The organism is Curtobacterium sp. MCPF17_002, assembly GCF_003234115.2.
GTDB lineage: Bacteria > Actinomycetota > Actinomycetes > Actinomycetales > Microbacteriaceae > Curtobacterium.
This window is the reverse complement of record NZ_CP126251.1, coordinates 3424800-3445699: the sequence shown is the minus strand read 5'-3', so window position 1 is coordinate 3445699 and position 20900 is coordinate 3424800. Positions and strand designations below refer to the sequence as shown.

Here is a 20900-nt window from a genome sequence, read left to right as displayed (position 1 = left end):
GACGCGCCCCACCGACGGGCGGACTGACGGACTGGAGGCGCGGTGCCAGCTGGCACCGCGCCTCCAGTCCGTCCCCTGGTCGCGTCGCGTGCGTTCCTGCCCATCGTGCGCGCAATGGAAGGCGGAATCGCGCGTAGGGGGCAGGAATTCCCTGCACCCCATGCGCGGAACGACTTCCTACGAGCGGAACGGCTTCCTACGCGCGGAACGGCTTCCTACGGGCGGAACGGCTTCCTACGAGCGGAACGGCTGCTTCTAGAGCGACGAGCCGGGGATGCTGAAGGTGTCGCAGGACGTCGCGCCGCGCTGGTAGCCCCGCAGGAACCAGTTCTGGCGCTGCTCGCTCGAGCCGTGCGTGAACGAGTCCGGGTCGACGCGGCCGCTCGAGCGCTCCTGGATGCTGTCGTCGCCCACGGCGCTCGCGGCGGACAGCGCATCGTCGATCTGCGACCGGGTGATCGGCTCGAAGAACGTCTCGCCGTTCGCGTCCTTCGTGTTCGCCGCGTCACCGACCCAGGCGCCGGCGTAGCAGTCGGCCTGCAGCTCCACGCGGACACTCCCCGACGAGGCCCCGGTGCCCGAACGGTCGGTCGAGGCGAAGGCGCCCTGGAGCTGCTGGACGTGGTGCCCCCACTCGTGCGCGACGACGTACATCTGCGCGAGGGGACCGCCGGAGGAGCCGTAGCGGGACTGCAGGTCGTCGTAGAACGCGGTGTCGAGGAAGATCGAACGGTCCGGCGGGCAGTAGAACGGCCCCGTCGAGGCCGAGGCCTGCCCGCACCCGGTGTCGGTCGACCCGGTGAAGAGGACGAACCCCGGGGTCGTGTACGAGATGCCGAGCTGCCGCGACTCCGCGGTCCAGTAGCCGTCGAGCGACTCTGCGGCCCCCTCCATCCGGCACTCGACCTCGAGGTTCGCGTCGCGTCCGGTGCGGCACTCGCTCGCGGCCTCGACGGTGTCGCCCTCCTGCTGGATCTGCGTCGTCCCGCCGTCCCCACCGACGATCCCGCTGAGGTCCACGCCGGTGAACTGGGCGATGAGGAACACCAGGATGGCGCCGACACCGACCGCGCCACCGCCGATGGCCGCACCCCGACCGCGCCGGGTGACCTTCCCGCCCTTGAGCTCCGAGTCGTCGTTGAACGTCATGCCCCCGAATGTACGGATCAGCAGGGGGTCGTGCACGGAGCCGCGAGTAGACACGGGGACATGGCGAACCTCGACGAAGCACACCCCCTGTTCCTGCTCGCGATGGACCAGCGGTCGTCGCTCCTCGAGCACACCTACGACGAGCCAGGCGGCGAGCCGATCGACGAGCAGGAAGCCGAACGCGTCCGCGCCGGCAAGCAGCTCGTCTACCGCGGCGTCCTCACCGCGCTCGCCGCCGGCGCCTCCCGCGACCGCACCGGCGTCCTCGTCGACGAGCGGTACGGCGCCGACGTCGCACGGCTCGCCAAGGAAGCCGGGCTGCAGCTCGCGATGCCCGTGGAGCGCTCGGGTCGGGAGTGGTTCGAGCTCGAGTACGGCGACCAGTGGATGGCGCACGTGGACGCGTTCGACCCCGACTGGGTGAAGGTGCTCGTGCGCGACAACCCCGACTCCGACCCGGCGCGCCGGGAACAGCAGGCCGCTGACCTCGCAGCGGTGGCGAGCGCCCTGCACGACGCCGGCCGGCCGTTCCTCGTCGAGCTGCTCGTGCCCGGCACCGACGAGCAGCGGGCATCGGTCGAGGACTACGACCGGGACCTCCGACCCGACCTCGTCGTGCAGGTGCTCGAGTACCTGCAGGACCACGGGGTCGAGGCCGACGTGTGGAAGCTCGAGGGCCTCGACGAGCGGGCGGACGCCGAGCGCGTCGTCGCCACGGCGCGACGTGGGGGTCGGGACGCGGTGCAGTGCATCGTCCTCGGCCGGGACGCTCCCCAGGAGCAGCTCGACCACTGGCTGCGCACCGCGGCCTCCGTCGACGGCTTCGTCGGGTTCGCGATCGGCCGGAGCAACTGGGAGGAACCGCTCGAGGACGTCGTGCGCGAGCACCTCGACACCGAGGCGGCCGAACAGCTCATCGCCGCGAACTACCGGCACTACGTCGACACCTGGCTCGAGACGCGTGGCGGCGTCGAGCACGGGGTGGACGCCGGCGTGGTCTGACCCCTGCCGGGGCCCCTGCCGGGCTCAGGTGCGGATGAGCGGCTCCACCGCCGCCAGGTCCGCGCCGATCCCGACGTCGACGAACTCGATCCGTCCCGCGAGCGTGGCGCCAGGTCCGGTCAGCAGGCCGGCCTTGACGCCGCCGAACGTCACGGTGACGTCGGCGTGCAGCACGTGGTCGTCGACGATCCCGCCGGTGTCCACGTCGATGCCGCTCGGCACGTCCACGGCGACGACGAACGGTGCGCGCTGGTCACGGGCGAGCTCGCGGATCGCGTCGACGACCTCGCGCGCGGGGGAGCGGAGCGCCGACGCCCCGTGCACGCCGATCCCGAGGATCCCGTCGAGCACGAGGTCCGCCTCGAGCGCGGCTTCGGTCGCGACCGACGCCAGGCGGTCGGCATCACTCCGCCCCGCGGCCCGGAGGATGTCCGCTGCTCCGCCGGCATCGGGTCCCGAGGCGTCGGACGGGCCGTCCAGGAGGCGCGCACCGGCGTCCAGCGCCGCTGCCAGGCCCGCCTCGTGGACACGTGAGCCGACACGGAGGACCGCCACGCGCCTCCCGGCCGCCGCGAGGCGAGCACCTGCGAACAGGGCGTCACCACCGTTGTCGCCGCTGCCCACCAACAGGAGGACCGATCCCGGCCCGTCGCCGGGCCGCACGGCCGGGTCGTCCAGCAGCGCACCGACGATCGCGGCCAACCCGTCGGCCGCGCGCTGCATGAGGGGTTCACCCGAGTCGAGGTGCGGCCGCTCCGCCGCCCGGATCTGATCGCCGCCGTAGCCGTCCATGGCGACCACAGTGCCCGGATACCCTTGAGAGGTCATGTCACTCGTCCCCGAAGCGCCCCGACCACGCGCCGTGATGTCCCCGGACGGCCTGCGGATCGCCACCTACGACTTCGGCGACCCCGAGGCGCCGGCCGTCGTCGCCGTGCACGGGTTCGCCTCCGGTGCGGTCCTCAACTGGCACGCCTCCGGCTGGACCCGCGACCTCGTCCGTGCCGGGTACCGCGTCGTCGCGCTCGACCAGCGCGGACACGGTGCCAGCTCCAAGCCGCACGACCCCGGTGACTACTCGATGGACCTGCTGGTCGCCGACGTCACCACCGTCATCGACACGTACCTGCTCGACGACGTCGCGTACCTCGGGTACTCGCTCGGCGCACGCGTCGGGTGGCACACCGCCGAGCGGCTGCCGGACCGGATCAGCCGCGCGGTGTTCGGCGGCATCCCGGACGCCGACCCGATGCGCCGCGTGCGGGTCGACCAGGCGAAGGCGTACCTCGCCGACGGCACCCCGATCGAGGACCGCGTCACGAACGGCTACCTGACGATGGCGGGGAACGTCGAGGGGAACGACCTCGCGGCACTCGTGGCGATGGTCGAGGGGATGCGGGACAGCATCGAGCCGACGCCCGCGAACGCCCCGACGCAGCCGATCCTGATGGCGGCGGGGAGCGAGGACGGCATCCGGGACAGCGCCGTGCGGCTCGCGGCGGCGGCACCCGACGCGTCGTTCTTCGAGATCCCCGGGCGCAACCACTTCAACGCGCCGACGTCGCGGGCGTTCCGCGAGGCCGCGCTGGCGTTCCTGGGCGGGCCCCTCGTGTCCGGTGGGCCCGGCTCGTCCGGCGGGCCCCTCGTGTCCGGTGGGCCCCTCGTGTCCGGCGGGCCCCTCGTGTCCGGTGGACGCTGAGGGGTACTCGCAGGTCCTCGTTGTCCGGGGTCGCCGCGCGTACCGTCCCGGCCATGGACTACAGACTCCTCGGCAACAGCGGGACATCGGTGTCGACGCTGACCCTCGGCACCATGACGTTCGGCAGTGAAGCCGACGAACCCACCTCCCACACGATCATCGACGCCTTCGTCGCGGCCGGCGGCACCCTCGTCGACACGGCGGACGTGTACTCCGGCAACGAGTCCGAGCGGATCATCGGCCGCTGGCTCGCAGCACACCCCACCGAGGCGGCGCAGGTCGTCCTCGCCACCAAGGGCCGCTTCCCCCAGGGCGACGGCCCGAACGACCTCGGCCTGTCGCGCCGGCACCTCCGGGTCGCCCTCGACGCCTCGCTCGAGCGGCTCGGCGTCGACCACATCGACCTGTACCAGATGCACGCGTGGGACGCCCTGACCCCGATCGAGGAGACCCTGCGCTTCCTCGACGACGCCGTGTCCGCGGGCAAGATCGGCTCGTACGGGTTCTCGAACTACCTCGGCCACCAGATCACGAAGGCCGTGTACGAGGCGAAGGCGCACCACTTCGCGCCGCCCGTGACGCTGCAGCCGCAGTACAACCTGCTCGTCCGTGACATCGAGCACGAGATCGTCCCCGCGTGCCTCGACGCCGGGATCGGCATGCTCCCGTGGTCGCCCCTCGCCGGCGGCTGGCTCACCGGCAAGTACCAGCGCGACGAGGCCCCGACCGGCAGCACCCGCCTCGGCGAGAACCCGGAGCGCGGCATGGAGGCGTGGGAGGCCCGGAACGGCGACGAGCGCACCTGGGCCGTCCTCGACGCGGTCTCCGCCATCGCCGACGCGCACGGTGCGTCCCGGTCGCAGGTCGCCCTCGCATGGCTCCTGGCACGGCCCGCGGTCACCAGCGTGATCCTCGGCGCCCGGACGGTGTCGCAGCTCGAGGACAACCTCGGCGCCGCCGACCTCGTGCTCGACGAGTCCGAACTGCAGACGCTGACCGACGTCAGCGCACCGCGGGTCGACGACTACCCGTACGGGACGGCCGGGGTCGCCCAGCGGGAGCGGAAGATCGCCGGAGGCCGCTGAGAGCCGGCTGTCCGCGATCTGCGGCTTTCCGCGAGGATGGGCAGCCGTCTGGACACGGTGCTCGGTGAGGTGTCACCATCACTGCACGACCGGCTGGTTACCGCGTCGAGCGCTCGGAACGCCCCCTGATCCGTGTTCCACGCGCCGGAAGCCCCGGGCGAGTTCTCGCCCGGGGCTTCCGCATGCTCGGGCCGGCAGCGGGACTTGAACCCGCAACCCCCGTATTACAAGTACGGTGCGCTACCAATTGCGCCATGCCGGCTGACCCGCTCATCCTACCGACGAGCGGGCACAGGGCTCACGCGCTCTTCTCGGCGCTCGTCGACTCGGCGGCGTCCTTCGCCGCGAAGTTGAGCGAGATCGAGTTCATGCAGTAGCGGTCGCCGGTGGGCGTTCCGAACCCGTCCGGGAACACGTGCCCGAGGTGCGAGCCGCAGTTCGCGCAACGGACCTCGGTGCGGGCCATGCCGAGCGAGGTGTCCTCGATGAGCTGAACGGCGTCGGGGTCCACCGACTCGTAGAACGACGGCCATCCGCAGCCGGAGTCGAACTTCGTGCCGCTCTTGAACAGCTCCGCGCCGCACGCAGCACAGGTGTAGACGCCAGCGCGCTCCTCGTCGAGGAGTTCACCGGTCCAGGGGCGCTCGGTTCCCGCCTGACGGAGGACGGCGTACTGGTCCGGGGAGAGGTCCTCGCGCCACTGGGCGTCGGACTTGTCGACGTTGTATGCCATTGTTTCCTCCTGCTTCCGGCCGGGCTCTTCACGGGGCATTCCCGACCACTCCACTAAACTCGCCACGATGTCCGAACATTCCGTGCACCGTGCTCGTTGGGATCGTCTGACGACGGACGAACTGTACGGCATCGTCGTCCTGCGGAACCGCGTGTTCGCGCTCGAGCAGCGCGTCCAGGCCGAGGACTTCGACGGCCGTGACCGCGAACCGGACACCGAGCACTGGTGGTTCGGCACCGACACCGAAGCGGTTGGGTACCTCCGGCTGATCCGCCCCGGTGCGGACGAGGAACACCCGGCAGGGGCGACACCGCCCGCCTGGGTGATCGGCCGCGTCGCCACCCACCCGGAGCACCGGGGGAACGGCATCGCCGGGTGCCTGGTCGCCGCCGTGCTCGAGGCGCACGGGCACGAACCGTTCGTCCTGCACGCCCAGGAGTACGTGGCCGGCCTCTACGAACGGCACGGGTTCGTCCGGTTCGGGGAACCGTACGACGAAGCCGGCATCCGGCACGTGGGGATGCACCGGGTCGGCACGGCCCGCGAGCACCGCTGATGGACACGCGCTCGCGGTACGCGGCGTACGCGGACCGGATCGCGTCCGTCTCGCCCGCCTACGCGGCCTGGGCGCGGTCGCTCGACGACGACCTGGTCGCGCTCCTCGACGAGGTCCCGGAGCCGAAGCGGCAGCCGGAACTCCTCTTCGCCGTCGCGCGACGGTTGGGTGCGGACCCGTCGGACCCCGGTGCGCTCCGCACGGTCGGCCTGGAGGCGCGGCCCGCCCTGGTCGCGGCCCTCACCTCCGCCACGGTGCAGGCCAACGACCCGCGGCGGCTCGGTCCCGTCGTCCCGCTGTTCGCCGCGCTCGCCGCGCGGGTGGGCCGGCCGCTCGGCCTCGTCGACGCGGGTGCCGCGGCGGGGCTCTGCTCGATCCCCGATCGCGTCACGCTCGACCACCGCACCGAGCACGGTGTGGTCCGCGTGCACACCGCACCGGTGGCGCCGTCGCTCCACCTCACCACCGCCGTGTCCGGCGTGCCGATCGCCGCCGCGACCGCCCCGATCGCGATCGCGGCGCGCGTCGCCCTCGACCCGAACCCGATCGACCTGGCGGAACCGCACGCGTTCGACCGGCTGGTCGAGGCCGTCCCGCCCGAGGCGACGGACCGGACCGCCCTGATGCGCGAGGCGGCGCGCGCGACGCTCGCCGTGCCTCCAGTCCGGATCGTCGGCACGTTGCCCGGTGACCTGGACCGCGCTCTCGACGCCCTGCCGGACGGCTGCGAACCGGTGGTCCTCACCACCGGGACCCTCGTCTACGTGCCCGGCGCCGAACGCCAGCGGTTCGTGGACCGCGTCCGCGACCGCGGCGTGCACTGGATCGCCCTCGAACGGACCGGCATCCTCACCGGCGTGGCGGCGACCCTGCCCGAGGGCGTCGACCCCGGCGACCCGGACGCCTTCGCGACGGCCTCGCTCGACGGGGTCGCGATGGCCGTCTCCGACCCGTTCGGCGTCCGCGTGCGGTGGCTGCGCGACCCGAACCTGTGATCGGTCTTCGCGACAGTCCAGCGGCGTGCCAGGGTCGGGATCGACTCCACCCCTACGATGTGCGAGACCCGTTACCCGACCGTGATCGGAACCGCAGTGACCGCCACCCCCGCAGACGAGCGCAGTGCTGACCAGCTCAGCGAGCTCGCCGTGCACGTGCTCGCCTTCGAGCACGAGCGGGCGCGGCAGGACCGCATGCGGCACGACCGCACCAAGGAAGCGGAGATCCGGGTCGAGTTCGAGATGTCGCCGGCTCGGTACTACCAGGTGCTGAACCGTGTGATCGACTCGCCCGCGGCGCTCGCGTACGACCCGCAGCTGGTCGCCCGGCTGCAGCGGCTCCGGCACGCGCGCACCAGTGCCCGGGCGGCGCGCAGCTTCGTCGCGCCCGGTGCAGCTCCCGAAGGACGTGAAGAGGAACGATGACCACGAGACACCCCCGTGACCGGTTCGACGACGTCGCCGACGGCCCTCGGGTCGGCGCGCACCGCGGCGCCCAGCGGCGCGGGCGCGGCTGGATCGCGTTCGCCTGGGCGGCCCTCGCCACCGGCGTGCTCGTGGGGCTCGGGGTGCTCGTCCTCGCACTGCTGAACGGCAGCTACTCGTTCACCGGCTCGACACCGTCCGCATCCTCGTCGGCGTCGGCCTCGGCGTCGTCCGGTTCCTCCGCCTCGGCATCGCCCTCGCCCCCCGCGTCGCAGGCGCCCGCGGCGGGGACCCCGGCGGACCAGGGGTCCACCACGCTCGTCGTCCTGAACGGCACCACGACGACCGGGCTCGCGGCGAAGGGCAGCGCCGCGCTGACGTCCGCCGGGTGGAAGGTCACCTCGACGGGCGACGCCGGGACCACCGGCGCGACCGCGACGATCGTCTACTACCAGCAGGCGTCCCAGGCGGCGGTCGCACGGGGGATCGCGAAGTCCCTCGGGGTCACCGCGGTGCAGCAGTCGGCGGCGTTCCCGAACGCCGACATCAGCGTCGTGCTCGGCGCGGACTACACCGGCTGACGCATTCCCCTACCGGTTCCGCCCGCATTTGTGACGGCCGTGTTTCCGGCACGTTGATTTCTGACGGAATCGACGTGAAAGAACGTCACACCCCTTGCCCCCTCGGCATTGTTCGGTAAGAGTCGTGCCAAGACGGCGACAGCGCCGTCCGGAACAGCACCATCGCAGGGAGCAAGAGATCATGGCCAACGGAACCGTGAAGTGGTTCAACGCCGAGAAGGGCTTCGGCTTCATCACCGTCGATGGAGGGGGCCAGGACGTGTTCGTGCACTACTCGGCAATCGACATGTCGGGGTACAAGGTCCTCGAGGAGGGTCAAGCAGTGACGTTCGACGTCGGCACCGGGTCGAAGGGCCCGCAGGCCGAGGCCGTCCGCCCCGCCTGAGTCGCGAGCACCGGCAGCACCACCTCGCGAACGCGTCGTCCCGTCAGGGGCGGCGCGTTCGTCGTGTGCGGGGTGCCCGTGGTTCGTGCGGTCGCGTCGGTGATCGTTCGTGCGGTCGCGTCGGTGTCGCTCGTGCGGTCGCTCGTGCTCGCTTCCGGGCGAAGTCCTGAGAACTCGACCCGCGCCTCCCGTCTGTGTTGCACTCGCACCCTCCGAGTGCCAGAATCGGCGTTGGCACTCGCTCACGCCGAGTGCCAGTACGACCCCCATGACGACGTCCGGGAGGGACGAAGAACTCACATGGCTAAGATCATTGCTTTCAACGAGGAGGCCCGTCGTGGCCTCGAGCGCGGCCTGAACCAGCTGGCTGACGCCGTGAAGGTGACGCTCGGCCCGCGCGGCCGCAACGTCGTCCTCGAGAAGAAGTGGGGCGCCCCCACGATCACGAACGACGGTGTCTCCATCGCCAAGGAGATCGAGCTCGACGACCCGTACGAGAAGATCGGCGCGGAGCTCGTCAAGGAGGTCGCCAAGAAGACCGACGACGTCGCCGGTGACGGTACGACCACCGCGACCGTCCTCGCTCAGGCGCTCGTCCGCGAAGGCCTGCGCAACGTCGCGGCCGGTGCCGACCCCATCTCCCTGAAGCGCGGCATCGAGAAGGCCGTCGCCGCCGTCTCCGAGCAGCTGCTCGCCGACGCCAAGGAGATCGAGACCAAGGACCAGATCGCCGCCACCGCGTCGATCTCGGCCGCTGACCCGACCATCGGCGCGCTCATCGCCGAGGCCATCGACAAGGTCGGCAAGGAAGGTGTCGTCACCGTCGAGGAGTCGAACACCTTCGGCACCGAGCTCGAGCTGACCGAGGGCATGCGCTTCGACAAGGGCTACCTGTCGCAGTACTTCGTCACCGACCCCGAGCGTCAGGAAGCCGTCTTCGAGGATGCCTACATCCTGATCGTCAACTCGAAGATCTCGAACATCAAGGACCTCCTGCCGGTCGTCGACAAGGTGATCCAGGCGGGCAAGCAGCTCCTGATCATCGCCGAGGACGTCGACGGTGAGGCCCTGGCCACGCTCGTCGTGAACAAGATCCGCGGCATCTTCAAGTCCGTCGCCGTCAAGGCCCCGGGCTTCGGCGACCGTCGCAAGGCCATGCTGCAGGACATCGCGATCCTCACCGGCGGCCAGGTCATCTCGGAAGAGGTCGGCCTCAAGCTCGAGAACGCGACGCTCGACCTCCTCGGTCGTGCCCGCAAGGTCGTCATCACCAAGGACGAGACCACGATCGTCGAGGGTGCCGGCGACGCCGAGCAGATCGCCGGCCGCGTCCGTCAGATCCGCTCCGAGATCGAGGCGACCGACTCCGACTACGACCGCGAGAAGCTCCAGGAGCGCCTCGCCAAGCTCGCCGGTGGCGTCGCCGTCATCAAGGCGGGTGCCGCGACCGAGGTCGAGCTCAAGGAGCGCAAGCACCGCATCGAGGACGCCGTCCGCAACGCGAAGGCAGCCGTCGAAGAGGGTATCGTCGCCGGTGGTGGCGTCGCCCTCATCCAGGCCGGCAAGGTCGCGCTCGACGCACTCGTGCTCGAGGGTGACGAGGCGACCGGTGCGAACATCGTCCGCGTCGCCATCGACGCCCCGCTCAAGCAGATCGCGCTGAACGCCGGTCTCGAGCCGGGTGTCGTGGCCGCCAAGGTCCGCGAGCTCGAGTCCGGTTGGGGCCTCAACGCCGCGACCGGCGAGTACGTCGACCTGATCGCCACGGGCATCATCGACCCCGCCAAGGTCACGCGTTCGGCGCTGCAGAACGCTGCGTCGATCGCCGGTCTGTTCCTCACGACCGAGGCAGTCGTCGCCGACAAGCCCGAGAAGGCGCAGGCCATGCCGGCCGGCGACCCGACGGGTGGCATGGACTTCTAGTCCGACGTTCCGGAAGGGCCCCGCACGCTGCGCGTGCGGGGCCCTTCCGCGTGCGCGGTGCGTGCGTTGTGCGTGCGTTCTCCGCTGCGTGGTGCGTGCGCGGTGCGTGCGTGGTGCGTGCGCGGTGCGCTGCGTGGTGCGTGCGCGGTGCATGGTTCCGCTGAGATCGCACTTCGTGCCGCATCCGATTCGGTGAGATCGCACTCCGGCGGGCATTGGCGCCGACGACGGCCGCGAAAGTGCGATCTCACGGGGCGCCGATCGAGCCGTTCGAGCGTCCGAGCCGCTGCTCAAACGCTCGACGAAGGTGCTCGAACACCATGGCCGGTCGAGCCAGGTCCGTGGACGTCGCACGGATGACCACCCAGCCTTCGGACGTGAAGTCGTTGCCCCTGCTCCGATCACGGTGGAAGGCGTCACGATCAGTTCGGTGATGATCGCCGTCGTACTCGAGCGCGATCCGGAGTCCCGGCCACGCCATGTCGACACGGCCGATGAACCGGCCGTCCGCGGCGTGCACGTCGACGTTCAGGTCCGGATCGGGAAAGCCGGCGTCGACCACCAGCAGCCGGAGACTCGTCTCGGTCGGTGATTCTGCGCCGAGACGGATTCGTTCGATCGCTGCTCGGGCCCGTGTCACGGCGCGGTCGCCGGCGTGGATCGTCGCCACGAGGTGCTCCCGACTGGTGAGCCGTCCGATGCCGATCATGTGGTCGCCCAGGATCACGAGGTCGCGGACGGTGAGCATCGTGCGGCACTCGTACCAGGCCGCAGCCGGAGTGCTCACCGCCGTCCCGAACACTGTTGCCACGTCCGCGCGTTCGACCGCAACGCGGTGACCGACCACCCCGCGACGGCGTTCGATCGGTCCGGCTCCGACGGTCGTGACGTGGATCGGGGTGCCCGTGTGCCTGAGCGCGCGAGGAAGCGGACACGACCAGAGTGCCGCCGCGGTGACGTGGCTGATGTGCTGATCGCCGCGGAGCAGGAGACCGATCGCGATCACCCGGTGGAGGAGTTCGTCGGAGTCAGCCGGCAGCCGGACGCCGCGTGCCGGGGTGATGAGGTCACCGCGGCGGAGACGATCCTTCCGGACACCGGCGTCCAGCGCGTCTCGAACGAGGAACGGCGTGTTCGTGAACCTGCTCGGCAGCGGTCGTGGTCGTCGGGGCATGCGGTCCAGGGTCGGACCCGCACCGACACTGATGGCTTGCGAAGGGACTGCCGGTGGACAACTGGGCGCGTGCTCGGCCCTGTGGAGGACCGGTGAGATCGCACTTCGTGACGTTCGTACGCGCTGACGAGCGGCGTGAGATCGCACTTCGGCGGCTGAGTCCGCGCGGGATCCGGCACGAAGTGCGATCTCGGCGCCAAGACCGGCGGAGCGCGGGGGCGCGGAGCGTCCGCCCGTCAGGCGGCGGGAGTGGCGGGGGCCGGGTCGGCGTAGTCGCGCGGCAGGAGGGGGAGCCAGACGCGGAAGGTGGCGCCGCCGCCCTCGGTGTCGAAGACCTCCACCGAGCCGTTGTGCGCCTGCACGATGCCCGACACGATGGCGAGGCCGAGCCCCGAACCGCCGGTGTCGCGGGCGCGCGAGGTGTCCGCACGCCAGAAGCGCTGGAAGATCTTGTCGCGGAGCTGCGGCGGGATGCCCTCGCCGTGGTCGATGACGTCGAGGTGCGCCATGCCGCGCTCCTCGTCCACGCCGATGCCGATCTCGATCGGGTCGTCGTGCTCCGTGAACCGCATCGCGTTGCCCATGAGGTTCGTTACGATCTGCCGGATCTTGTTCTCCTCCGCGAGGACGATCGGCGGTCGCTGCGGCAGCACGACGGTCGGCAGCGGCGTGGTCTCGTCGGTCGGGGCGAGTGCGTCGACGCTCATCGCCCGGGTCCGGCGGGCACGGAGCCGCGCGATGGTCTGGCGCGAGAACGCGATCGGTCCGGTGGTGTTCGCCGAAGTGGGGGACACCGGTGTGACGTCACCGGTGTCGGAGAGCGACGACGCGGACGACGGCGGGCGGACGGCCTGCGCGACGCTCTCCCCGGTCACGGAGTCCTCGACGAGCACCTGGATCTCACGGTCGGGGTTCGACGCCATGGTGTCGAGCGCGGCGTCGCGGGCGATCGCGACGAGGTCCACGGGGGCGAGCTCGAGCGGCTTCGACTCGTCGATGCGCGCGAGCTGCAGGAGGTCCTGCACGAGGAGCCCCATGCGCTGGGCTTCCTTCTCGATGCGTTCCATCGCCTGGGCGACGTCTTCTTCCTTGCGGAGGGCGCCCATCCGGTACAGCTCGGCGTACCCGCGCAGTGACACGAGCGGCGTCCGGAGCTCGTGCGAGGCGTCACCGACGAACCGGCGCATCTGGTCGATGGTGCGCTGCCGGTCCTCGAACGCGGTGTCGATCCGCTCGAGCATGGAGTTGAGGGACCGGTTGAGTCGACCGACCTCGGTGTTCGGGGTGTCCGCCTCGAGCCGCTGGTTGAAGTCACCCGCGGCGAAGCGGGCAGCGGTGTCCTCGACGTCGCGCAACGGGTCGAACGTGGCGGTGACGAGGAGCCGGGTGAGCATGGCACCGAGCAGGATCACCGAGATGCCGAAGCCGAGGAAGATGACGGTGAAGCGCGCGATCGTCTGGTCGGTGTCCGCGCTCGACACCGCGACGAGCACGTAACCGGTCTCGGTGCTGCCGCTGGTCTGGTCCTGCAGGGACGCCGGGATGACCTGCGCGCGCCACTCGTGGTTGTGCTGGCTGTCGTACAGGGAGAACCGCACTCCGCTCTGCGCCGCGGCGGAGAAGTCGAGCTGACGGATGTCCGGTCGGCTGGACGCCTTCGTCTGGCAGATCCGGTCGCTGTCGGAGTTGTACGCGGCGACGTAGGCGCTCTGCGAGAGGACGACGGAGAGCTTGCAGTACTGCTCACCGTCGCTGATGTTCTGGCCCTCGAGCTGCTCGGTCGTGTTCTTCACGCTGTTGTCGAGCTGCGACATGAGGTAGGTGGACAGCACCGTCATGGTGCCGAGTCCGGCGACGAGCAGGCCGAGCGCGACCAGCAGGACCGTGATCCCGGTGATCTTGGTGCGCAGGGAGATCCCGTCCCACCAGCGGCTCATTCGCGTGTGCATGCATCCCCAACGATAGACAGCGGCCGCCCGGTGAAACCGGACGACCGCCGTGAAGACGGACCCCGAGGGGCCCGGACGACCTCAGGAGGCCTTGGACGCCTTGAGCATGTAGCCGAAGCCGCGCTTGGTCTGGATGATCGGCTCGGCCGAGTACTGGTCGAGCTTGCGCCGGAGGTACGAGATGTAGGACTCGACGATGCCCGCGTCGCCGTTGAAGTCGTACTCCCACACGTGGTCGAGGATCTGCGCCTTCGACAGCACGCGGTTCGGGTTGAGCATGAGGTAGCGGAGCAGCTTGAACTCGGTCGGGGACAGCTCGATCTGCGCGTCGCCGATCGTGACCTCGTGCGTGTCCTGGTCCATCGTGAGCTCACCGGCACGGATGATCGCGTCTTCTTCGTCGTTCATGGTGCGACGGAGGATGGCCTTGATGCGGGCGACGATCTCGTCGAGCGAGAACGGCTTGGTGACGTAGTCGTCGCCACCGACGGTGAGGCCGGTGATCTTGTCCTCGGTGTCGTCCTTCGCGGTGAGGAACAGGATCGGCGAGGTGTAGCCCGAGGAGCGGAGGCGCTTGGTGACACCGAAGCCGTTCATGTCGGGGAGCATCACGTCGAGGATGATGAGGTCCGGCTCTTCTTCCAGGACCGCGGAGATCGCCTGTGCACCGTTGCCCACTGCGCGCACGGCGAAGCCGGCGAAACGCAACGAGGTCGTCAGGAGGTCGCGGATGTTCGGCTCGTCGTCGACGATCAGGATCTTGGGGCCATCGCTCATGGTCCTATCTTCTGACCGTTCCCTAATGGTTTCCTGAGAGCGGTGCGTGCGTCACCCCACGGGAGTCTGGATCTGGTCGGCATCCAGGATCGTGTAGGAGTACCCCTGCTCCGCCAGGAACCGCTGCCGGTTCTGCGCGAAGTCCTGGTCGACGGTGTCGCGCGTCACGAGCGTGTAGAACGACGCCGGCAGGCCGTCCTTGTTCGGGCGGAGGAGCCGGCCGAGGCGCTGGGCCTCTTCCTGCCGGGAGCCGAACGACCCGGAGACCTGGATCGCCACGGTCGCGTCCGGCAGGTCGACGGAGAAGTTCGCCACCTTGGAGACGACGAGCACGTCGATCGTGCCCTCGCGGAAGGCCTGGTAGAGCCGCTCGCGCTCGTCGACCGGCGTCGCCCCGGTGATCTCCGCCGCGTCGAGCGACTCGGCCAGTGCGTCCAACTGGTCGATGTACTGCCCGATGACGAGGATCTGCTCGCCGCGGTGCTTCTCGATGAGCTCGCGCACGACCGGGGTCTTCGCCGGGGACGTCGCCGCCAGCCGGTAGCGCTCGTCGTCGCTCGACGCCGCGTACTCGAGGCGGTCCTGGTGCGGCAGGTCGATGCGCACCTCGAAGCAGGCTGCGGGCGAGATGTAGCCCTGCGCCTCGATCTCCTTCCACGGGGCGTCGTAGCGCTTCGGCCCGATCAGGGAGAACACGTCGCCCTCGCGCCCGTCCTCGCGCACGAGCGTCGCGGTGAGGCCGAGGCGACGGCGTGCCTGGAGGTCGGCGGTCAGCTTGAACACCGGGGCGGGGAGCAGGTGCACCTCGTCGTAGACGATGAGGCCCCAGTCGAGGGCGTCGAGCAACGACAGGTGCGTGTACTCGCCCTTCCGGCGGGCCGTGAGGATCTGGTAGGTCGCGATCGTGACCGGTCGGATCTCCTTGACGCTGCCGGAGTACTCGCCGATCTCGTCCTCGGTGAGGGACGTGCGGCGGAGCAGTTCAGACCGCCACTGCCGTGCCGAGACGGTGTTCGTGACGAGGATGAGCGTGGTCGCCTTGACGGTCGCCATCGCGCCGGCACCGACGAGCGTCTTGCCGGCACCGCAGGGCAGCACCACGACGCCGGAGCCCTGTGCGAAGAACGTGTCGACGGCCTGCACCTGGTACGGGCGGAGGTGCCAGTCGGCGGTGGCGAGGTCGATCGGGTGCGGCTGCCCCGGCGTGTACCCGGCGAGGTCCTCGGCAGGCCAGCCGAGCTTGACGAGCTCCTGCTTGATCTGCCCGCGGGCCCATGGCAGCAGTTCGACTTCCTGCGGGGAACGCATGTTGCCGAGCAGGGGCTTGATGCGCTTCGAGCGGATGACCTCGGCGAGGACCGAGGGCTCGGTCGCGGTGAGCAGCAGCAGCGGCTGGAGCTCGAGTTCCTCGGCGGGGGAGTTCGCGATCGCCGGTGCGTCCGGGCGCTCCTCACGCCGGATGACGAGCCGGCCGTAGCGGGCCACGGTGTCGCGGATGTCCACGGTGACGCTCTGCGGCACGGGGAACTTCGCGAAGTGCTCGAGCGTGTGGATCATGCTCTCGGCGTCGTGGCCCGCGGCGCGCGCGTTCCACAGACCGAGTCGGGTGATGCGGTAGGTGTGCACGTGCTCCGGGGCGCGTTCGAGCTCCGCGAACACGGCGAGGTCGTGCCGCGCGTCCTCGGCGTCAGGGTGTGCCACCTCGAGCAGCACGGTGCGGTCGCTCTGCACGATCAGCGGTCCGTTCATGACGGATGAGCCTATGCCGCGCGCCTGCGAACCGGTGCGGTCCGGCCAGACTGTGGAATCAGGCGTCACTCTCCACAGCCACGACGAGGGAGAGCGGCAGGGTGCGCTCGACGTCGACCGCCGTGTCGCGCCCCCGGACGCGCCCGGCCGCGACCGAGGTCGGCACGATCGAGAACGGACGCTCGGTGCCGTCCGGCATCCGCACGGTCAGCCGGATCGGGGTGCGACCGCGGACGGCCAGGTCGATCTGCCGTCCGAGCCACTCCTGCTCCGGTTCGGCGTCCCCGCGCTCGGTGGTCAGCCGGAGCCGTTCCACGAGTGCGTGCGCCGCCTGCTCCGGGTTGCGTCCGCCGGCACGTCGACGGCCTGGAGGCACGGATCCCGCGGCAGGGCGAGCTGCGGCCGTCAGGACGGCCGGGTAGCGCTGGGCCTCCAGCGCGGAGTGGACGACGTGCGGCGGGTAGCGGGTGAGGAGCGTCGTGAGGTCGCTGCGCTCCCACGCCAGCTGCCGGAGCTCGGCGTCCACACCGATGAGGTCGAGCTGGTCGGCGGTGCCGTGCACGAGGGTTCCGAGACCGTCCGCGCCGACGTCGACGACGATGCTGCCGTCGCGGGAGGACACCTGGTCGACGAGGTAGGCGAGGGGCTGCGGCAGCCCGGTCGCCGAGAGCCGTTCGAGGAGCGCCACGACCTCGTCGCGGGTGTGCCCGGCACGGAAGGCCCGGCGGAGTGAGTCCTCCGAGATGCGGTACCGGGCGGCGAGTCCCGGCGCCTCGAGCACGGCGACGCTCCGGAGTGCGTCGTCGTCGACCGGGGCGAGCGGCCCGGGGGCGATGACCGTGAGGTCGTGCTGCAGGTACACGCCGTCGACCGTCGGTGGGAGGTCGGTGGTGGCCGGGGTGCCGTCGTCGTCGAGCAGGGCGCGACCGGTGCTCGTGACGACGCCGTCCACCGCCACGCCGAGGGCCTCTGCGGTGCCGGCGACGTCGAGCAGCACGGCGTCGAGCCACCGGGCACCCGCGGGAAACGCCCAGCGTCCGACGGCGACGAGGTCACGCAGGTCGTCGCCCGCGACCCCGAGGACGTCCTGCACGGCGGGGTCGAGGGTGTCGCGCCACGCCGACACGAGCGTCGACCAGCGGTCCGGCCAGCTCGCGACGAGCCAGGCGTCGCCGGCGGGGGTCGTCGCCCAGGTGCCGTCACCCGGGACCGCGAAGCCGACCCGCTCGAGGAGCGCCAGACGCCCCGGCACGACCTGGGCGTCGGCGCCGGCGCGCTCACCGAGCGTCTTGGCGAGCGGAGTCCCGATGCCGCCCTTCACGAGTTCGCGCACGGCGCCCTCGGACACGGCGCGCAGGAGTTCGGCGACCACGGTCATGGTCGCGAAGGCGTGCTCCGCGCCGATCGTCCGGGCGCGCGCGTCGTCCCCCGACGGCGGGGCCGAGCCGGCGGGACGGGGGTGAGCCGTGCCTCCTGGCAGACCCACGAGGTCCGGGTGGGCGGCCAACCGGGCCGACACCGCGTCGTCGACGCCGCCCTCGTCGTCGGCGAGGCCGAGCGCGACCGCCGGGGCGAGGGCGTCGACGTCACCCGTGCCGTCGCGGAGCGCGAGCAGCGTGGCACGCGGCAGGTGTTCGATCGCGGCGTCCACCGCGTCGTCGGTGCGGAGCGCCTCGGCGAGGTCGAAGAAGTCCGAGACGCGCAGCGGGCCGGTCTCACCGAACACCGCCGTGGGGAGTCGTCTGGCGAGGACGAGCCGCTCGAGGGCGTCGTCCGGCATCGCCCGGAGCCGGGCGGCGAGGTCTGCGGTGGTCGTCATCGTCCGCCGCGATCGTCCGACGCGGGCCTCAGCGCGCCGTCCGGTTCGCTCGCGCCCTGCGCGTCCAGGTGATGCCGAGCAACGTGAAGACGAGGACCATCCCGATCGGGAAGCCGATGAGCGGGATCGCCATGATCACGGGCCACGGCATCGAAGCCTGCGCGCTCGGAGCGGTCAGCCACATCACGATCATGGCCGCCATGCAGAGGAACGCGGCGATGAAGATGCCGCCGACCATGAAGGCGAGTGCACGTTCGGTACGATTGAACGTCACTGGGGGTTCCGCAGGTTCCTGCGTGTTCCCGGTGGACCGGGTCGGGTTGGCCATCGACCCAGGATATCCGACGCACCACGGCCGTTCCACGATCACGAGGAGACCGACGAATGCCCACCGGCAAGGTCAAGTTCTACGACGACCAGAAGGGGTTCGGGTTCATCACCGGCGACGACGGCGAACCCGTCTTCCTGCACGCGTCCTCGCTGCCCGACGGTGTCACGTCGGTGCAGGCCGGATCGCGCCTCGAGTACGGCGTGGTCCAGGGCAAGAAGGGGTCGCAGGCGCTGTCCGTGCGGCTCCTCGACCCGCAGCCGTCCCTCGCGAAGATGTCCCGTCGATCCGCGGACGACATGGCCGTCATCGTCGAGGACCTCGTGAAGGAGCTCGACCGGATCAGCGGGGACTTCCGCCACGGTCGGTACCCGAAGAACGGCACCCGTATCGCCGCGATCCTGCGGCACGTCGCTGACCAGTTGGACGCGTGATGACCGACATCGATCCCTCCTCCACCACGGAGCCCACCGCACCGGTTCCCGGTCCCGACCTCACCGCGCTCGCGCGGACGGCCCTGCTCGAGGTGACCCCGGACTCGACGGTCGGGGCGTCCGTCGGCACGGTCGACGAGGGCGACGGCGTCGTCTCCGTCCTGTTCGCCAACCGCATGCCCGGGTACCCGGGCTGGCGCTGGACCGTCTCCATCGCCCAGGTCGAGGGTGACGAGCCGAGCGTGCTCGAGGTCGAACTCATGCCGGGCGACGGCTCGCTGGTCGCGCCGGAGTGGGTGCCGTGGTCCGAACGGCTCGCCGAGTACCGGGCCGGGCAGGACACCGAGGACGCGCACGACGACGAGGCCGACGACGAGTCGGACGACGACGACTTCGACGGCGAAGACGACGACGAAGACGACGACGAAGACGACGAAGACGACGACTCCGACGAGGACGAAGACGACGCGTCCGACGAGGACGAAGACGACGACGACTCGGACGACGACTTCGACACCGACGAGGACGACCTCGACGAGTCGGACGACGACGACATCGACGGCGTGGACGTCGACGAGCTCGACACCGACACCGACACCGTCACCGACGACACCGAAGAAGACGACGACGACGAGGACGACGCCCCGCAGCCGTTCCGGGGCGCTCGCCGCCGCACCCGCCGCGTCCGTCCGGTCGATCCGGACGAGGACCTCGAGGCCGACCAGCTCGACGCCGGCGAGACCGATCCGGACCGTCACCACTCCTGACGCCCGGCGCCCCCGTTGCGTTCTGCAATCGGGTGGGACCGACCGCGACGCGGGGTCAGCGCAGGGCGTTCACCGTGAAGTCGATCGCCCGCACGAGCTTGGCGACGTCGTCCGGGTCGATCGCCGTGAAGGTCGCGATGCGGAGCTGGTTGCGACCGAGCTTCCGGTACGGCTCCGTGTCGACGATGCCGTTCTGGCGCAGGGTCGCGGCGACCGCCTTCGCGTCGATCGAGTCGTCCAGGTCGATCGTGGCGACGACCTGCGACCGGTGCTCCGGCACGCTGACGAACGGCGTCGCGTAGTCGACCGACTCGGCCCAGTCGTAGAGCGTCGACGAGGACGTCTTCGTGCGGGTGTCGGCCCAGGCGATGCCGCCGGACTGGTTGATCCACTGCACCTGGTCGTCGAGCATGATGAGGGTCGCGAGCGCCGGCGTGTTCAGCGTCTGGTTCAGGCGCGAGTTGTCGACGGCGTTCTTGAGCGACAGGAACTCCGGGATGTACCGCCCGCTCGCGGCGATGCGCTCGACGCGCTCGAGCGCTGCGGGGGAGAACAGTGCGAGCCAGAGGCCGCCGTCCGACGCGAAGTTCTTCTGCGGGGCGAAGTAGTAGACGTCCGTCGCGCTGACGTCGAACGCCGCACCGCCCGCGGCGCTGGTGGCGTCGACCACGGTGAGCGCGCCGTCGTCACCCGCGGCGCGGACGACGGGGGCCATGACACCCGTCGAGGTCTCGTTGTGCGGGTAGGCGTAGACGTCCACACCCTCCACCGGCTCGAGCGACGTGAGGGAGCCACCCGGTGCCTCGAGGACGTGCGGTGCCTCGAGCCACGGAGCTCCGGCGGCCTTCGCGAACTTGGAGCCGAACTCGCCGAAGGACAGGTTCTCGGCGCGGCGCTCGATGAGGCCGAACGCGGCGGCGTCCCAGAACGCGGTCGAACCGCCGTTGCCGAGGACGACCTCGTAGCCCTCGGGGACGTCGAACAGGTCGGCGAGGCCCTGCCGGACGCTGCCGACCAGGTCCTTCACGGGCTTCTGACGGTGGGAGGTCCCGAGGATCGTCGCCCCGCGGGTGACGAGGGACTCGAGCTGCGCGCCACGGATCTTGGACGGGCCGCAGCCGAATCGGCCGTCGGTCGGGAGGAGTTCGGCGGGGATGACGATGTCTGCCATGCACCGATCCTAACGAGCGGTATCCCAACGCTCGTGACCGCAGCCCGTGCCACCAGCCCGGCCGGACGGGGCGGGCGTGCACCGCGCCTCCAGTCCGCCCGCGACCCGTCCGGGACGGGACTTTCTTGCACCACGCAAGTGTTGGTCGTTCCGTGTCCCCTCGAACAAGTAGGGTGGGGCGCGCTGGGCCCAGAGCTG

Annotated in this window: 21 protein-coding genes and 1 tRNA gene; 11 read left to right on the top strand and 11 right to left on the bottom strand. The window is 70.7% G+C overall.

Going from position 1 to position 20900, the window contains the following annotated elements; all coding sequences use genetic code 11:
- Positions 1 to 255: 255 nt before the first annotated feature.
- Positions 256 to 1149 carry a KPN_02809 family neutral zinc metallopeptidase gene (ypfJ, locus tag DEJ28_RS16070; RefSeq protein WP_111115316.1) on the bottom strand — a complete coding sequence of 298 codons (894 nt, stop codon included), beginning with the start codon at positions 1147 to 1149 and terminating at the stop codon, positions 256 to 258.
- 60 nt (positions 1150 to 1209) lie between these two features.
- On the opposite strand from ypfJ, the gene DEJ28_RS16065 reads away from it, so the two are divergent.
- Complete coding sequence (locus tag DEJ28_RS16065) at positions 1210 to 2151, top strand: 2-deoxy-5-keto-D-gluconate 6-phosphate aldolase domain-containing protein (protein ID WP_111115315.1); 942 nt, start codon at positions 1210 to 1212, stop codon at positions 2149 to 2151.
- Positions 2152 to 2175: 24 nt separating this feature from the next.
- Here DEJ28_RS16065 and DEJ28_RS16060 read toward each other — a convergent pair whose 3' ends face one another.
- Positions 2176 to 2943, bottom strand: a complete 768-nt coding sequence (locus DEJ28_RS16060) for an NAD(P)H-hydrate epimerase (RefSeq protein WP_111115314.1) — start codon at positions 2941 to 2943, stop codon at positions 2176 to 2178.
- A gap of 34 nt (positions 2944 to 2977) precedes the next feature.
- Here DEJ28_RS16060 and DEJ28_RS16055 point away from each other — a divergent pair, with 34 nt between their 5' ends.
- On the top strand, positions 2978 to 3850 hold the full coding sequence (locus DEJ28_RS16055; protein WP_258368023.1) for an alpha/beta fold hydrolase: 873 nt from the start codon (positions 2978 to 2980) through the stop codon (positions 3848 to 3850).
- Between the two features lie 53 nt (positions 3851 to 3903).
- A complete protein-coding gene (locus DEJ28_RS16050) occupies positions 3904 to 4935 on the top strand; it encodes an aldo/keto reductase (protein ID WP_111115313.1) in 1032 nt (343 codons plus the stop codon).
- Between the two features lie 189 nt (positions 4936 to 5124).
- Here the strand turns inward: DEJ28_RS16050 and DEJ28_RS16045 are convergent.
- Positions 5125 to 5197, bottom strand: a tRNA-Thr gene (locus DEJ28_RS16045).
- 36 nt (positions 5198 to 5233) lie between these two features.
- Positions 5234 to 5668, bottom strand: coding sequence for a peptide-methionine (R)-S-oxide reductase MsrB (gene msrB / locus DEJ28_RS16040; protein ID WP_111115312.1), 435 nt, complete (start codon positions 5666 to 5668; stop codon positions 5234 to 5236).
- A 67-nt stretch (positions 5669 to 5735) separates the two neighbouring features.
- Between msrB and DEJ28_RS16035 the strand changes: the two genes are divergently transcribed.
- The 6 genes from DEJ28_RS16035 to groL all read left to right on the top strand — a co-directional run bounded on the left by DEJ28_RS16035 (position 5736) and on the right by groL (position 10534).
- Positions 5736 to 6224, top strand: coding sequence for a GNAT family N-acetyltransferase (locus DEJ28_RS16035; protein ID WP_111115311.1), 489 nt, complete (start codon positions 5736 to 5738; stop codon positions 6222 to 6224).
- The gene (locus DEJ28_RS16030; protein WP_111115310.1) at positions 6224 to 7219 is read left to right on the top strand and encodes a DUF2332 family protein; all 996 of its coding nucleotides are present in this window, start codon (positions 6224 to 6226) and stop codon (positions 7217 to 7219) included. Before DEJ28_RS16035 ends, DEJ28_RS16030 begins: the two co-directional genes overlap by 1 nt.
- 96 nt (positions 7220 to 7315) lie before the next feature.
- Positions 7316 to 7645, top strand: coding sequence for a DUF3263 domain-containing protein (locus DEJ28_RS16025; RefSeq protein WP_258368022.1), 330 nt, complete (start codon positions 7316 to 7318; stop codon positions 7643 to 7645).
- Entirely contained in the window at positions 7642 to 8226 is a 585-nt protein-coding gene (locus DEJ28_RS16020; protein WP_111115308.1) for a LytR C-terminal domain-containing protein, read from the top strand. Before DEJ28_RS16025 ends, DEJ28_RS16020 begins: the two co-directional genes overlap by 4 nt.
- Before the next feature lie 181 nt (positions 8227 to 8407).
- Complete coding sequence (locus tag DEJ28_RS16015) at positions 8408 to 8611, top strand: cold-shock protein (RefSeq protein WP_066656547.1); 204 nt, start codon at positions 8408 to 8410, stop codon at positions 8609 to 8611.
- 300 nt (positions 8612 to 8911) lie between these two features.
- On the top strand, positions 8912 to 10534 hold the full coding sequence (gene groL / locus DEJ28_RS16010) for a chaperonin GroEL (RefSeq protein WP_111115307.1): 1623 nt from the start codon (positions 8912 to 8914) through the stop codon (positions 10532 to 10534).
- A 247-nt stretch (positions 10535 to 10781) separates the two neighbouring features.
- Here groL and DEJ28_RS16005 read toward each other — a convergent pair whose 3' ends face one another.
- From DEJ28_RS16005 to DEJ28_RS15980, 6 genes are all read right to left on the bottom strand, one after another.
- A complete protein-coding gene (locus tag DEJ28_RS16005) occupies positions 10782 to 11708 on the bottom strand; it encodes an endonuclease domain-containing protein (RefSeq protein ID WP_111115306.1) in 927 nt (308 codons plus the stop codon).
- A 236-nt stretch (positions 11709 to 11944) separates the two neighbouring features.
- On the bottom strand, positions 11945 to 13657 hold the full coding sequence (locus tag DEJ28_RS16000; protein WP_111115305.1) for a sensor histidine kinase: 1713 nt from the start codon (positions 13655 to 13657) through the stop codon (positions 11945 to 11947).
- An 81-nt stretch (positions 13658 to 13738) separates the two neighbouring features.
- On the bottom strand, positions 13739 to 14434 hold the full coding sequence (locus DEJ28_RS15995; RefSeq protein WP_017888045.1) for a response regulator transcription factor: 696 nt from the start codon (positions 14432 to 14434) through the stop codon (positions 13739 to 13741).
- 51 nt (positions 14435 to 14485) lie between these two features.
- Positions 14486 to 16183: a DNA repair helicase XPB gene (locus DEJ28_RS15990; RefSeq protein WP_111115304.1), complete on the bottom strand. Its 1698-nt coding sequence runs from the start codon at positions 16181 to 16183 to the stop codon at positions 14486 to 14488.
- A 58-nt stretch (positions 16184 to 16241) separates the two neighbouring features.
- A complete protein-coding gene (locus DEJ28_RS15985) occupies positions 16242 to 18002 on the bottom strand; it encodes a helicase-associated domain-containing protein (RefSeq protein WP_111115303.1) in 1761 nt (586 codons plus the stop codon).
- A 28-nt stretch (positions 18003 to 18030) separates the two neighbouring features.
- The gene (locus tag DEJ28_RS15980) at positions 18031 to 18276 is read right to left on the bottom strand and encodes a hypothetical protein (protein ID WP_111115302.1); all 246 of its coding nucleotides are present in this window, start codon (positions 18274 to 18276) and stop codon (positions 18031 to 18033) included.
- 110 nt (positions 18277 to 18386) lie between these two features.
- On the opposite strand from DEJ28_RS15980, the gene DEJ28_RS15975 reads away from it, so the two are divergent.
- Together DEJ28_RS15975 and DEJ28_RS15970 are read left to right on the top strand one after the other, a co-directional pair.
- Complete coding sequence (locus DEJ28_RS15975) at positions 18387 to 18764, top strand: cold-shock protein (protein ID WP_111115301.1); 378 nt, start codon at positions 18387 to 18389, stop codon at positions 18762 to 18764.
- Entirely contained in the window at positions 18764 to 19531 is a 768-nt protein-coding gene (locus DEJ28_RS15970) for a DUF3027 domain-containing protein (RefSeq protein ID WP_111115300.1), read from the top strand. The genes DEJ28_RS15975 and DEJ28_RS15970 overlap by 1 nt, the downstream gene beginning before the upstream one ends.
- A 55-nt stretch (positions 19532 to 19586) precedes the next feature.
- Here the strand turns inward: DEJ28_RS15970 and serC are convergent, their stop codons facing one another.
- The gene (gene serC / locus DEJ28_RS15965; RefSeq protein WP_111115299.1) at positions 19587 to 20702 is read right to left on the bottom strand and encodes a phosphoserine transaminase; all 1116 of its coding nucleotides are present in this window, start codon (positions 20700 to 20702) and stop codon (positions 19587 to 19589) included.
- Positions 20703 to 20900 lie beyond the last annotated feature (198 nt).